At 45.6% G+C, this 14544-nt stretch carries 11 protein-coding genes; 8 read left to right on the top strand and 3 right to left on the bottom strand.

Features of this window, described 5'->3' with window-relative positions:
• Nucleotides 1-6 precede the first annotated feature (6 nt).
• From infB to AB4375_RS00340, 8 genes are all read left to right on the top strand, one after another.
• The gene (infB, locus tag AB4375_RS00375; RefSeq protein WP_017059231.1) at nt 7-2697 is read left to right on the top strand and encodes a translation initiation factor IF-2; all 2691 of its coding nucleotides are present in this window, start codon (nt 7-9) and stop codon (nt 2695-2697) included.
• A 134-nt stretch (nt 2698-2831) separates the two neighbouring features.
• On the top strand, nt 2832-3245 hold the full coding sequence (gene rbfA, locus AB4375_RS00370; protein WP_017059232.1) for a 30S ribosome-binding factor RbfA: 414 nt from the start codon (nt 2832-2834) through the stop codon (nt 3243-3245).
• Nucleotides 3245-4198: a tRNA pseudouridine(55) synthase TruB gene (gene truB, locus AB4375_RS00365; RefSeq protein ID WP_017059233.1), complete on the top strand. Its 954-nt coding sequence runs from the start codon at nt 3245-3247 to the stop codon at nt 4196-4198. Before rbfA ends, truB begins: the two co-directional genes overlap by 1 nt.
• A gap of 213 nt (nt 4199-4411) precedes the next feature.
• Nucleotides 4412-4681 carry a 30S ribosomal protein S15 gene (gene rpsO / locus AB4375_RS00360; protein WP_010436144.1) on the top strand — a complete coding sequence of 90 codons (270 nt, stop codon included), beginning with the start codon at nt 4412-4414 and terminating at the stop codon, nt 4679-4681.
• Between the two features lie 378 nt (nt 4682-5059).
• Nucleotides 5060-7180 carry a polyribonucleotide nucleotidyltransferase gene (gene pnp / locus AB4375_RS00355; RefSeq protein WP_372050851.1) on the top strand — a complete coding sequence of 707 codons (2121 nt, stop codon included), beginning with the start codon at nt 5060-5062 and terminating at the stop codon, nt 7178-7180.
• Nucleotides 7181-7304: 124 nt separating this feature from the next.
• Nucleotides 7305-8228, top strand: a complete 924-nt coding sequence (gene nlpI, locus AB4375_RS00350) for a lipoprotein NlpI (RefSeq protein WP_136981642.1) — start codon at nt 7305-7307, stop codon at nt 8226-8228.
• Nucleotides 8229-8381: 153 nt separating this feature from the next.
• On the top strand, nt 8382-8789 hold the full coding sequence (locus AB4375_RS00345; RefSeq protein WP_017056675.1) for a MarR family winged helix-turn-helix transcriptional regulator: 408 nt from the start codon (nt 8382-8384) through the stop codon (nt 8787-8789).
• Nucleotides 8790-8878: 89 nt separating this feature from the next.
• Nucleotides 8879-10216 carry an MATE family efflux transporter gene (locus AB4375_RS00340; RefSeq protein ID WP_372050850.1) on the top strand — a complete coding sequence of 446 codons (1338 nt, stop codon included), beginning with the start codon at nt 8879-8881 and terminating at the stop codon, nt 10214-10216.
• A gap of 85 nt (nt 10217-10301) precedes the next feature.
• Here AB4375_RS00340 and AB4375_RS00335 read toward each other — a convergent pair whose 3' ends face one another.
• From AB4375_RS00335 to AB4375_RS00320, 3 genes are all read right to left on the bottom strand, one after another.
• Nucleotides 10302-11180, bottom strand: coding sequence for a U32 family peptidase (locus AB4375_RS00335; protein WP_017059237.1), 879 nt, complete (start codon nt 11178-11180; stop codon nt 10302-10304).
• 18 nt (nt 11181-11198) lie between these two features.
• Complete coding sequence (locus AB4375_RS00330) at nt 11199-12212, bottom strand: peptidase U32 family protein (protein WP_017059238.1); 1014 nt, start codon at nt 12210-12212, stop codon at nt 11199-11201.
• Between the two features lie 168 nt (nt 12213-12380).
• Nucleotides 12381-14420: a bifunctional diguanylate cyclase/phosphodiesterase gene (locus AB4375_RS00320; RefSeq protein ID WP_017059239.1), complete on the bottom strand. Its 2040-nt coding sequence runs from the start codon at nt 14418-14420 to the stop codon at nt 12381-12383.
• Nucleotides 14421-14544 lie beyond the last annotated feature (124 nt).

Genomic DNA, 14544 nt, shown 5'->3' with positions numbered 1-14544 from the left:
AGCGGTATGACACAATTAACAGTTAAAGCACTGAGTGAAGAGATTGGTACGCCAGTTGACCGCTTAATTGAACAACTTGCTGATGCAGGCATGAAGAAAGCAGGGTCGGATCAAGTGACTGATTCAGAGAAGCAAACATTGCTAACGCACCTTAAAAAGGAGCACGGCGATACTTCAGGCGAAACAGAACCGACTCGTTTAACTCTTCAACGCAAGACCCGCAGCACGCTAAGTGTTGCCGCTGGAGGCGGTAAGAGTAAGGATGTTCAAGTAGAGGTACGTAAAAAGCGTACTTACGTGAAGCGCAGCACTATTGAAGATGAAGCGAAACGTGAAGCTGAGGAAGTAGCTAATCGTGAAGCGGAAGAGAAAGCACAACGCGATGCTGAAGAGCAAGCGAAACGTGATGCTGCAGAGAAAGCACAGCGCGAAGCCGAAGAAAAAGTAACACGTGAAGCGGATGCAAAACGTGAAGCTGAAGAGAAGGCTCAACGCGCACAAGCTGAAAAGGCTAAAAAAGACATGAATTCAAAAAATGCAGACGCTAACGCACAAGCGAAAAAAGAAGCGGATGAACTTAAAGCTCGTCAAGAGCTAGAAGCAACTCGTAAAGCAGAAGCTGAAGCAGCTAAGCTTGTTGAAGAAGCTCGTAAGTTAGCAGAAGAGAACCAAGAACGTTGGTCTGAAGAAGAGAAGAAGAAGAAAGAGCAAGAGAAATCTGCGGATTACCATGTGACTACTTCTACTTACGCTCGTGAAGCTGAAGATGCGGCAGATAAGAAAGATGAGAAAGCACCTCGTCGTCGCAAGAAGAAAGCAGCTCCTGCTAACCAACCTGCAAACAACCGTGGTGGTCGTAACCAACGTGGTCGTGGCGGTAAAGGTAAGCTTGCTAAACCAACTTCAATGCAGCAAGGCTTCGATAAGTCAGCAACTGTTGCTAAATCTGACGTTGCTATCGGCGAAACTATCGTTGTTTCTGAACTGGCTAGCAAAATGTCAGTTAAAGCAACTGAAGTTATCAAAGTAATGATGAAGATGGGCGCTATGGCGACTATCAACCAAGTGATCGACCAAGAAACAGCACAACTTGTTGCTGAAGAAATGGGTCACAAGGTAATCCTACGTAAAGAAAACGAACTTGAAGAAGCAGTACTAGCTGACCGTGATAGCGATGCTATCGCTGAAGGTCGTGCTCCTGTTGTTACTATCATGGGTCACGTTGACCACGGTAAAACTTCAACACTTGATTACATTCGTAAAGCACACGTTGCTTCTGGCGAAGCTGGCGGTATCACGCAGCACATTGGTGCTTACCACGTAGATACTGACAACGGTATGATCACTTTCCTTGATACTCCTGGACACGCGGCGTTTACCGCTATGCGTGCTCGTGGTGCTCAAGCGACAGATATCGTTGTACTTGTAGTTGCAGCAGACGATGGCGTAATGCCACAAACAATCGAAGCAATCCAGCACGCGAAAGCGGCAGGCGTTCCTCTGATTGTTGCTGTGAACAAGATCGATAAAGAGGGTGCAAACCCAGACAACGTTAAGAATGAGCTAGCTCAATACGACGTTATCCCTGAAGAGTGGGGTGGTGAGAACATCTTCGTTCACATCTCTGCTAAACAGGGTACAAACATCGATGGTCTTCTAGAAGCTATCCTTCTTCAGTCTGAAGTTCTTGAACTTACAGCGGTTAAAGAAGGCATGGCGTCTGGTGTTGTTGTTGAATCTCGTCTTGATAAAGGTCGTGGTCCAGTTGCAACAGTACTAGTACAGTCTGGTACTCTAAACAAAGGCGATATCGTTCTTTGTGGTCAAGAGTACGGCCGTGTTCGTGCAATGCGTGATGAAAACGGTAAAGACATCGAAACTGCAGGTCCATCTATTCCTGTAGAAATTCTAGGTCTTTCTGGTGTTCCTTCGTCAGGCGATGAAGCGACTGTTGTACGTGATGAGCGTAAAGCACGTGAAGTTGCGAACTACCGTCAAGGTAAATTCCGTGATGTTAAACTAGCTCGCCAACAAAAAGCGAAACTAGAGAACATGTTCGCGAACATGACGGCTGGCGAAGTTGCTGAGCTTAACGTGGTACTTAAAGCTGACGTTCAAGGTTCTGTAGAAGCGATTGCTGACTCTCTACTGAAACTGTCAACTGACGAAGTGAAAGTGAACATCGTAGGTTCTGGTGTTGGTGGTATTACTGAAACTGATGCAACGCTTGCTGCAGCTTCTAACGCTATCATCCTTGGTTTCAACGTTCGTGCTGACGCAACTGCGCGTAACACGGTTCAGAACGAAAACCTAGATCTACGTTACTACTCAATCATTTACCAACTAATTGACGAAGTTAAACAGGCGATGGGCGGTATGCTTGCTCCTGAATTCCGTCAAGAGATCATTGGTCTTGCACAAGTTCGTGACGTATTTAAGTCGCCTAAACTTGGTGCAATCGCTGGTTGTATCGTGACTGAAGGTACGATTAAGCGTAGCAACCCAATCCGCGTACTTCGTGAAAACGTTGTTATCTACGAAGGTGAACTAGAGTCACTTCGTCGCTTTAAAGATGACGTACAAGAAGTTAAGAACGGTTACGAGTGTGGTGTCGGCGTTAAGAACTACAACGACGTTCGCGTTGGTGACCAGATCGAAGTATTCGAAATCGTTGAGGTTAAACGTACTCTAGACTAATCAGTCTGTACGACTCGACATATTGACTAAGGTTACTAACATTACTAGTAAAGGTAATAAGTAATCGGTTGTTGAATACACCATGGGGGGCTGGTAATTACCAAGCCCCCCATCTTTCTAAGTGAGAAAAGAAAATGTCAAAAGAATTTAGCCGCACACAACGTGTGTCTCAGCAGCTTCAAAAAGAGCTTGCTCTTATCCTACAACGTGAAGTTCGTGACTCACGTATTGGTATGGTAACTATCTCAGACGTAGAAGTGTCTCGTGACCTTGCTTACGCAAAAGTGTTCGTGACTTTCCTGTGTGTTGGTGAGCAAACTCCTGAATCATGCCTTAAAGCTCTTAAAGAGCATGAAGTGCCAGTTCGTATGGCTCTTGGTAAGCGTATTCGCCACCGTCTAACGCCTGAAGTTCGTTTTACTTACGACAACACACTAGTAGAAGGCATGCGTATGTCTAACCTAGTAAGTGAAGTTCTGAACGATGATAAGCGTAAGCAAGAAGAAGCTGGCCGCACTGACGAAGCTCAGTCTAAGGGCGAAGAGTAATGGCTCGCCGTCGTAAAGGTCGCCCTATCAACGGGGTAATTCTATTAGATAAGCCGACTGGCATTTCGTCTAATGATGCACTGCAAAAAGTAAAGCGTATTTACTTTGCAGAGAAGGCAGGGCACACCGGTGCTCTGGATCCTCTTGCGACTGGCATGCTGCCAATTTGTCTTGGTGAAGCAACGAAGTTCTCTCAGTTTCTTCTAGATTCTGATAAGCGCTACGTTGTTATCGCTAAGCTTGGTGAGCGTACCAATACCTCTGACTCTGATGGTGAAGTGGTAGAGACACGTGATGTTAACGTGACTCAAGAACAGCTTGAACGTTGCATTGCGAGCTTCAAGGGTGAAACCGATCAGATACCATCAATGTTTTCGGCATTGAAGTATCAAGGTAAGCCTTTGTACGAATACGCACGTGCAGGTATCGAGGTTCCTCGTGAGTCTCGTAAGATCACTGTGTACTCTATTGAACTGCTTCGCTTTGAAGGTGATGAAGTTGAAATGGAAGTGCATTGTTCGAAAGGCACATACATCCGCACAATTACCGACGACCTTGGTGAAATGCTAGGTTGTGGTGCTCACGTGACCATGCTTCGTCGTACAGGTGTCGCAAAGTACCCATACGAGCGTATGGTGACTTTGGAGCAGTTAAACGAGATCCTAGAGCAAGCACAGGCGCAAGAAATTGCACCGAAAGAGCTGCTTGATCCACTGCTGATGCCAATGGACACTGCCGTTGAAGACTTACCAGAAGTAAACCTGAACGCGGAACTGACTGACCTAGTTCAGCACGGTATGCCAGTTCAGGTTGCTGGTGCGCCAACTGAAGGCACGGTTCGTATGACAAGTGGCGAAGAGAAGCTGTTTGTCGGCGTAGCTCAGATTGCTGAAGATGGCCGAGTTGCACCGAAGCGTTTGGTTGTTTTCAGAGATGAAGAGCCACAAGCGTAGCGCTTACATCGGATCTTAGCGCTGAGTCGTGAAAAGCGAGCAAATAAGATAGAAAGCGAACGCCTAATTTAGGTGGTTCGCTTTTTTCGTTTTTAATGGGTTCGATTGTTATTGCGCCAACTGACAAACTTCCCTATAATCCTCGGCTCGCGTAGCGGCTGAATCAGAGATTGGCTGCTACAAATATAAACTTACTCTTATCAGGAGAGAATTATGTCTCTGAATGCAGAAACTAAAGCAGCAATCGTTGCAGAATACGCACAATCTGAAGGCGACACAGGTTCACCAGAAGTACAAGTAGCACTACTTACTGCTTCTATCAACCACCTACAAGGTCACTTCAAAGCGCACAAACACGATCACCACAGCCGTCGTGGTCTACTACGTATGGTTTCTAGCCGTCGTAAGCTTCTTGATTACTTGAAAGGCAAAAACCTTGCTCGTTACCAAGACCTAATCAAGCGTCTAGGCCTACGTCGCTAATAGCGATGTCTGCAAAGACAGTTTGAAGAAAAGGAGCATTTATGCTCCTTTTTTTGTGCCTGTAAGAAAATGCTAGGCTGGATGCTCAGAATATCATCTGGCTTTTTCTGATAGGAAATATATCTCCTAATAAAAATAGTTTATACTACGCCCGCCTATAGCGTTTTCAGCGTTTGGCAATCAACCTCTCAAGAGATTACAGTCACAGATGTCGGCCAATAGGTCGCGACTATTCAAAGGCGGATTTGGTCTTAATTCGGCGTATGAACACATACAAAGAGTCACCATCCTAAGTCCCTTTTCACTAGTCGCGATTGGTAATGTCTTGAGTCATTATTCACTTAATCTAAAGTCTGACTTTAGAGCTAAGGATATACAATGTTTGAAAAACCAGTTGTAAAATCGTTCCAGTACGGTAACCACACCGTTACTCTAGAAACGGGCGTAATTGCACGTCAAGCTACTGCTGCTGTAATGGCGACTATGGACGATACTTCAGTATTCGTTTCTGTTGTTGCTAAGAAAGAAGCAGTTGCAGGTCAAGACTTCTTCCCACTAACAGTAAACTACCAAGAGCGTACATACGCTGCGGGTAAAATCCCTGGTGGTTTCTTCAAGCGTGAAGGTCGTCCATCTGAAGGCGAAACACTAACAGCTCGTCTGATTGACCGTCCAATTCGTCCACTTTTCCCAAGTGCGTTTAAAAACGAAGTTCAAGTTATCGCTACGGTTGTTTCTATCAACCCTGACGTAAACCCAGACATGATCACTATGATCGCAACATCTGCTGCGCTTGCTATCTCTGGTGTTCCATTCAATGGTCCTATCGGTGCTGCACGTGTTGGTCACATCGACGGCGAACTTGTTCTTAACCCATCAAATACTGAGCTTGAAAACTCTAAACTAGACCTAGTTGTGTCTGGTACAGAAGGCGCAGTACTTATGGTTGAATCTGAAGCAGATAACCTATCTGAAGAAGAAATGCTTTCAGCTGTTGTTTACGGTCACGACCAACAACAAGTTGTAATCAAAGCAATCAACGAGTTTGCTGCTGAAGTTGCAACTCCATCTTGGAACTGGGAAGCACCAGCAGTTAACACTGAGCTTAAAGCTCAAGTTGCTGAACTTGCTGAAACTCGTCTATCTGACGCGTACCAGATCACTGAGAAAATGGCTCGTTATGAGCAAGTTGGCGCAATCAAGAACGACGTTGTTGAAGCTCTAATTGCACAAGACGAAAACCTAGATGAGCGCGAAATCCGCGGCATGCTTGGTTCTCTAGAGAAAAACGTAGTACGTAGCCGCATCATCGCTGGCAACCCACGTATCGATGGCCGTGAAAAAGACATGGTTCGTGCGCTAGACGTACGTACTGGTGTTCTTCCACGTACACACGGTTCTTCTCTATTCACTCGTGGTGAAACTCAAGCACTTGTTACTGCAACGCTTGGCACACAACGTGATGCTCAAATCATCGACAGCCTGATGGGTGAGAAGAAAGACAACTTCCTTCTACACTACAACTTCCCTCCATACTGTGTAGGTGAAACTGGTTTCGTTGGTTCTCCTAAGCGTCGTGAAATTGGTCACGGTAAGCTTGCTAAACGTGGTATCCAAGCAGTAATGCCTTCTGTTGAAGAATTCCCATACACAGTTCGTGTTGTATCGGAAATCACAGAATCTAACGGTTCTTCTTCAATGGCTTCTGTATGTGGTACATCTCTAGCTCTTATGGATGCTGGTGTTCCAATCAAAGCTTCTGTTGCGGGTATCGCAATGGGTCTTGTTAAAGAAGGCGACGATTTCGTTGTTCTTTCTGACATCCTTGGCGACGAAGATCACCTAGGTGACATGGACTTTAAAGTAGCAGGTACTAACGCTGGTATCACTGCACTTCAAATGGACATCAAGATCGAAGGTATCACTAAAGAGATCATGCAAATAGCACTTAACCAAGCGCAAGGTGCACGTAAGCACATCCTTTCTGTAATGGATGAAGCTATCTCTGGTGCTCGTGAAGATATCTCTGAATTCGCTCCACGTATCCACACAATGAAAATCAGCTCTGATAAGATCAAAGATGTTATCGGTAAAGGCGGCGCAGTTATCCGTGCTCTTTGTGAAGAAACTGGTACTACAATCGAAATCGAAGACGATGGCACAATCAAGATTGCTGCTACTGAAGGCGCAGCTGCTAAAGAAGCTATCCGTCGTATCGAAGAGATCACAGCTGAAGTTGAAGTTGGCCGCATTTACCAAGGTAAAGTTGCTCGTCTAGCTGACTTCGGTGCATTCGTTACTATCCTTCCAGGTAAAGATGGTCTAGTACACATCTCTCAAATCGCTGACAAGCGCGTTGAGAAAGTGTCTGACTACCTAACTGAAGGTCAAGAAGTTCCTGTTAAGGTTCTTGAAATTGACCGTCAAGGCCGTGTACGTCTAAGCATGAAAGAAGCAGTTGAAACGCCAGCTGAAGGCGAAGCACCTGCTGCTGAGTAATTCTCAGTGTGTCGATGGTGATATCGCTTTTTAGTGATTTCTAACCTATCGTCAACAAAGCATGTTATAAAGGGGAGCATATCGCTCCCCTTTTTTATTGCGGTCATAACAGGAGTAATTATTTGTGAAATGGTTTCAAACCGCGAGTATGTGTTTACTGCTTGTACTAACAGGTTGTGCGACAACATCAGATAACACCTCAAGTTGGGTTTATCCACCGATGGCTGTGCCACTGCAACCAAGCGTTCAGCAAGAAGTTCAAATTGCACGTCTTAGTCAGTTATTACAGCGCCCAGATTTGAACGATGAAGTTCGAGCTAAGATGCTGTTTGAACGTGGTAACTACTACGACAGTGTTGGCCTGCGTGATCTCGCGCGTCTCGACTTCAACCAATCTCTTTCATTGAACCCTGCTCAACCTGATATCTTCAATCTTTTGGGTGTTTACTTTACGCAGGTAGGGGAGTTTGATGCGGCTTATGAATCTTTTGATTCTACGTTAGAGCTTGATCCTGCAAACTCTTACGCAGAAAGGAACCGCTCTATCGCGCTTTACTATGGCGAGCGTTACGACTTAGCCAATGAAGAGATGATGAAGCACTATGCCGACGATCCTAGCGATCCGTTTCGCGCTCTGTGGTTGTACATCATTCAGCATGATCTGACGCCAGAGCAGGCTAAGCTTGATTTGCAAAAACGTTACGAGAGCCGTGATGAGCAGTGGGGTTGGGTATTAGTCGCGATTATGCTTGATGACATTACTGAAGAGCAGGCTTTCAAGGCGATCTTAACCGGTACTCGTGACAACACGTTACTTGCGCAGCGTCTAACAGAGACGTACTTCTACCTTGCTAAGCGTTACCATATGAATGGTGATTACGCGAATGCTATCTCTTTGTACAAGTTAGCGGTTTCTTTTAACGTGTATGAATACGTAGAACACCGTTACTCTTTCTTAGAGTTAAGCCGTATCTTCACCACACTTAAAGCTGAGCACTTAGCGCAAGTTAAGCTGGCTGAGGCCGAAGAAGAAGCCAACGCTAAGTAAGCAACACATTTTGATTCCGAAAAGCCGCTGTCTGTCAGCGGTTTTTTTATGCTCCTTTTTTATGATCTTCATCTCGTTTTGATTGCTTTTTATTTAAACAACACTAAAATAGTTAGCCTTGCTAACTAAATGCTATTCTTTCATTAGGTGAGTATGCTGAACCAGAATTTAGAAAAGATTGAGCGCTTCGCCTCTAAGATATGGCGCACTCAGGTAAATGAAGATCCTATTTGCCAATTGAGCTTCAATGAATATGACTATTTGAAGGTCATTCAAGCCTCTCCTGAACCGATCCGATTGACAGATCTGGCGATTGAAATGCAAGTAACCAAGCCTTCAGCAACTACTATGGTTCAAAGGTTAGAGAGAAAAGGTCTCGTTGAGCGTAAAGCTTCGCTCGAAGATGCGAGGTCTAAGTTGGTCGTACTGACTAGCAAAGCGGAAGTCGGCTTGGAAGAAGAAAGTAAGATCTATCAGGTCATGGCACAGATACTGGAAAGCCGTTTGTCTGAGCAAGAATCTCAGCAGTTAAACCTATTATTAAATAAAGCTTTAAAGTAAATAATTTAGATATTTAGTTAGCCTTGTTAACTAATTTTTCGAGTCATATCTTGTTGATATGCGACTCACAAATGAAAGTAGAGTAAGAAATGAGTAACTCAATTAGTCGTCAATTTTGGCGATACACAATCCCTACCGTGGCGGCCATGTTGGTTAATGGCCTGTACCAAGTGGCGGATGGCATCTTCATTGGCCGCTATGTGGGGGCTGATGGACTTGCAGGTATCAATGTTGCGTGGCCAGTGATTGGTTCGATTCTTGGTATTGGTATGTTGGTGGGTGTGGGCACAGGTGCGCTTGTCTCGATTCGCCAAGGTGAAAAAGATACTCAAGGCGCTAAGCAGATCTTAGCAACGGGCTTAACCTTGTTGTTAGCGATAACGCCTATTGTCTCTGCATTGTTGTTCTTGTTTGCTGATAACTTCTTGCTTTGGCAGGGCGCTGAAGGGCGAGTGTATGAACTTGGTCTGCAGTACTTACACATTCTGATTGGTGCTAGTGTCTTCACGCTAGGTTCGATCGCGATGCCGTTTCTACTGCGTAACGATGACAGTCCGAACTTAGCGACGATACTGATGATCGTTGGTGCGGTGATTAATATCGTGCTCGATTACCTGTTTATCGCTCTCTATGGCTGGGAGTTGATGGGTGCAGCATTAGCAACAGCGATTGCCCAGTTTGTAGTAACGGCTCTCGGCTTGGCTTACTTCTTCTCGCGTCGAGCAAACCTACGTTTACGTTGGAATGAGTTGAGATTGAAGCTGGATGTGATTCCACAAATCTTCGCCATTGGTACATCAAGCTTCTTTATGTACGCTTATGGTTCGATGATGGTGGCGTTGCACAATGCGTTGTTCTCTCAATATGGCGACCAGTTGATGATCGGTGCTTACGCGATTTTGGGCTACATCGTGACGGTTTATTATCTCACGGCTGAAGGTATCGCCAACGGCATGCAACCATTGGTGAGCTACAACCATGGTGCGCGTAACCAAGCAAACATCCGCAAGCTACTTAAGATTTCGATGATGAGTTCGGTATTGATTGGTGTGGCGTTCGTGCTGCTTCTCAATGCGTTCCCACGTGAGTTTGTATCAGTATTTAACTCAGACGAACCTCAGTTGGTTGAGTACACCGTGTTGGGTATTCGCCTTCACATGTTTGCACTGGCGCTGGATGGCTTCTTGGTAGTCGCAGCTGCTTACTATCAAGCGGTGAACAAGGGCAGCAAGGCGATGTTTGTGACTATAGGTAATATGCTTATCCAACTACCGTTCTTGTACATTATGCCTAAGTTGTATGGTGTGCCGGGGATCTGGATTGCGTACCCACTGTCTAACATCGCACTAAGTGTGGTGGTGATGGTAATGCTCTACAAAGACTTAAAGAAGCTCGATGCCTCACCGATGGAAACAGCGACGGCATAGGCCGTGTTTCCTAAGTCGCATTAAAAAGGTCTAGCGAACGCTAGACCTTTTTTGTATCTGTTGCTGGTTAGTCCAATGCGAGGAACTAGATGTTCTTAACGTCTAAACCTGCAAGCTGATGCCAGTAACCATTACATTGGCGGCTTTCAATCTTCATCGGTTTTTGACCTTGCTCGTTCGCTCTGAAGTTATTGATTTCAGAGAAGGTATCGATGCCGAGTGGGCTTAAACGAACCACATCAACCAAGTCGTGCATATTTGGCAAATCGTTGACTAGGTTGTAGCAGTAGCCTGATTGCGTCTGAATACCGTTAAGGTTGAAGACTGATTGGCCTTCTTGGCTTTCTACTTGTAGCCCTGTTGGGTACTTGATACAGCAGGTTTCGCAATCGTCTTTAGCTTTGTTTTCAGCGCGAGCGGTAAAGCAGCGTGCTGAGTAAGCAAGCGGTAGGTAGCCGTGGCTAAACACTTCAACTTCGAACTTGTTACGAATATTTAGCTCTTCGCACTGGGTCATTACGTTGCTTAGCCATTCGCGAGAAAGCTCAACCGGCATACACCAACGCGTCATGCCTTGTTTCAAGAATAGGTTCAGGGTGCGTGCGTTGTAGGTGTTTACTGCCGGGCCAACCACGAAAGGTACTTTGCTTTCGCTGGCCAGTTGAATTGCAGACACATCATTGGCTTCGATCGCAAAGTCACCGTTATCGATGTACTTCTTCATGATGTTGACTTCGCTTGGTGCTTCTAGCAATGCCATGGTGGAAAGTACGACTTGCTTACCTGAAGCCGACAGCTCTTTAGCAATGTCCATCCAGTGTTTCGCTTTCATCTCACGACGCTTTGAACACACCGCTTCACCTAGGTAGATGATATCGGCAGAGCTTGATTTCGCTTGCTCATAGAAGCTTTCAACGTCTTGTTTTGGCCAAAAATAAAGTAGAGGGCCTAATGCGTATTTCATTGAGTTCTCCATTTGGCTCTATTGCCATTTACGGTGATAAGCGCCAAGCGTGGTTTGTGTACCTTCCGATACATTCGCCAGTGTCGCATTCCAAGCTTGTTCCACTTGGTATTGTTCTGGGTTCGCTAAGTAGCGATCGATAGCTGCACGCCACGTACGAGTGACTTGTTCAACATAAGCCGGGCTGCGTTGGCGACCTTCAATCTTCACTGAGGCAACGTTCGCCGCGAAAAGCTCAGGCAACATGGATAGCGTGTTGAGGCTGGTTGGCTCTTCAAGTGCGTGATAGCGCTTACGTTCACCATCGATATCTGCTTCAAAGCGGCCTTTACACAGCGTTGGGTAACCTGCGTTTTCACCTGCTTCATATTTATCGATAAGGATTTCGTTCAAGCGAGATTCGAGGCCAGTTTCTGTTTCTTGCCAGCGAACGTATTTCGCCGGAGAACAAGCACCAACAGTATTTGGTGATTCGCCTGTCATGTATGAAGAGAGGTAGCAACGGCCTTCTGCCATGATGCACAAGCTACCAAAAGCGAATACTTCAAGGTCAACGTCAGAAGTGATGTTACGAGAAAGCTGTTTGACCTGATGAATCGACAACACACGCGGTAGTACGACACGCTTAACGTTGAAGTTTTTATGGTAGAAGTCGATAGCCGCCGCATTGGTCGCAGATGCTTGCACTGATAGGTGCAGTTCTAGATCTGGATACTTATTTGCTGCGTACTCAAGCACCGCGATGTCTGCGATGATCAGCGCATCAACACCCAGAGCAGCGGCGTTGTCTACGGCATTAGTCCAACGGTCGAAGCCATTTGGGTGAGCAAACGTATTTAGGGCAACATGAATTTTCTTGTTGTGGTCATGCACATACTGCACAGCACGATCGAGCTTTTTACCCGCAAAGTTTAGGCCTGCAAAGTGTCGGGCATTGGTATCGTCTTTGAATCCGATATAGACAGCATCCGCACCACAATCAATAGCGGTTTTCAAAGCAGGTAAGTTACCCGCTGGGCATAAGAGTTCCATTTGCTCACTACCAGTAGAATTAAGTTGAAGCGAGCATTTTATGAAGAATTGTGAATGACGGAATTGATGTAAGGCAGGTTTAGATGGATAAATCTGCTTTTACTCCGTTTGAGGTACTGACGAGTGACCGTTTTACATGTTGGCTTGGTTTAAATATGAGGTACTTGATTAGTTCTTATGACGGCGGTTTTGGGCAAACAACTCTTCGACATCTTGTTTTGGTTGCGGACGGTAGAAGTGGAAGCCTTGAATCGAACTACAGTTGAGGTTCGATAATAGAGTCGCTTGCTCACTGGTTTCGACACCTTCAGCAACCACGGTCAAATCGAGAGATTTACCTAGGTTGATGATGTTTTCAATTACGGTGATTTGCTTTGGTAGGGTATCGATATCAGAGATGAAAGCACGGTCTATCTTAAGCTCATCAATTGGGAAGCGAGCAAGGTAAGACAGTGAAGAGTAACCTGTACCAAAATCATCAATGGAGAGAGCAAAGCCAAGTTTCTTGATGGCGTTAAGCATTTGGAGTGTGTGTTCACTATCACTCATCACCGCACTTTCCGTTAGCTCGAACGTAATCGCACTTGGATCAAGCTCGGTCGAACGCAGTAGCTTTTCCATGTAATCAATCAGCTTTGGGTTACCAAACTGTTCTGGTGAAAGGTTGATAGCCACTCGACCTGGAAGGATACCTTGCATCTTCCAGCGTTTAACCGTAGCAAACACTTCACGCATTACCACTCGGCCAAGTTGTTCAATAAGCCCTGCTCGTTCCGCCACAGGAATGAACGCGGCCGGACTGATATAACCTTCGACAGGATGCTTCCAACGTACCAGAGCTTCAGCGCCGTTGATGGTGAAATCACGGGCATTCACTTTCGGTTGATACCAAACCTCAAGTCCATTTTGTTGCAGTGCTTTTTGGAGCTCTATCTCAAGCCACAGTCGCATACGCGCTTCTTTATTCATCTGTTCGTTGAACTTGATCAGGCGATTACGACCACGATCTTTCGCTTCATACATTGCTGTGTCTGCATTTTGCAGCAAGATACGAGCATCAGTACCATCTTGAGGAAAGCTCACACTACCAATAGAGCAGGCTAAGCGCTTGCTAAAGTGGTGAAGATCGAAGGGTTGATTGATCAGAGATATGATCTTTTCAGCGAGCATTTCAGGTGTTCGCTGATGTTCAGGTTCTGGCAGGATAATACCAAACTCATCCCCGCCTAAATGTCCAATCACGGCCTTACGAGGCAGTAAGCGTTTAAGACGCGAAGCGACCTCTTTAATCACCTTGTCACCGATGTGATGACCAAGTGAGTCATTGATATTCTTAAAGTTATCAATGTCTAAGTAGAGCATCACCACCGGCGTATCATTGTGAATGAACTGCTCAAGACGCTTAGTAAACCCAACTCGGTTGTAGAGCTTGGTCAGTGCATCGATGTAGGCATCTTCACTGTTTGCCGGTGTGTATTGTTTTGCGGTTTCTTGTGCGTCTTGGATAAGCACCAACTGAGTGTTGCTTCCAAGAACAGTGGTGGAGTCGATGTTGAGCTGAACCTTACGTTCAAAGCCGCATCGTGCACCCGTTAAGCAAACCAAACCAGACTCAGAAATAATAGAGCTGAGGTTATTATTGAAGACTGTTTTGGTTTGTTCATCGATAAATAGGCGTCCCAGCTGTTCGCCAATTAACTCTGTGGTTGAGTTAAAGCCAAGCAGGCGCGCTGCCGCTGGGTTGGATGACAAGATATAGTCACTTTCAACGAGCAGTAATCCGTCAGGGAGTAGTTGAGATAGTTTGTGGAATTTGGCTTCGGATTCTTCTAAAGAACGGACAAGTACTTGGTTTTCTGATGTATCGAAGGCGTGAAAGACGATGTAGTCGGTTTTGTTGCCATTGGTAAGCGGAGATAGGCTGAAATGAAGGCTGGTATCGAGGTCTGTTTCGTTGAGGGTGACTTCGGCCTCAATCGTTTCGCCACTGAATGCACGCTCATAGTAAGGCTTGAGATGTTGGTAGAACTGTTCGCCCAATGTTTGGCGATCATTCATGCCTGCAAGCTCTGTTTGACTCAAACCAGCAATATCGCAGTAACGCTCATTAACCATAAAATAGTTATGTTGGGCGTCAAGTACCGCAAAAAAGAACGGACTGTTTGCTGTTAGCTGGGTAAACCAATGTTGTAGTTGCTGGGGAGGCATCAAAGTACTACCAATTCTCCAAGAGCTTGAATATTCACTATCGATAAATATTTATTACTTTTTGTGTGGCTATCGATATTTACCTGTGAGTGCAGCGATCCGCTGTAATTCTCATGACCTGAGT

Origin of the sequence: Vibrio sp. 10N.261.51.C6, from assembly GCF_041471785.1 — a bacterium.
Taxonomy (GTDB): domain Bacteria; phylum Pseudomonadota; class Gammaproteobacteria; order Enterobacterales; family Vibrionaceae; genus Vibrio; species Vibrio crassostreae_C.
The sequence above is the reverse complement of the archived record's forward strand: the minus strand, read 5'-3'. Positions and strand labels throughout refer to the sequence as shown.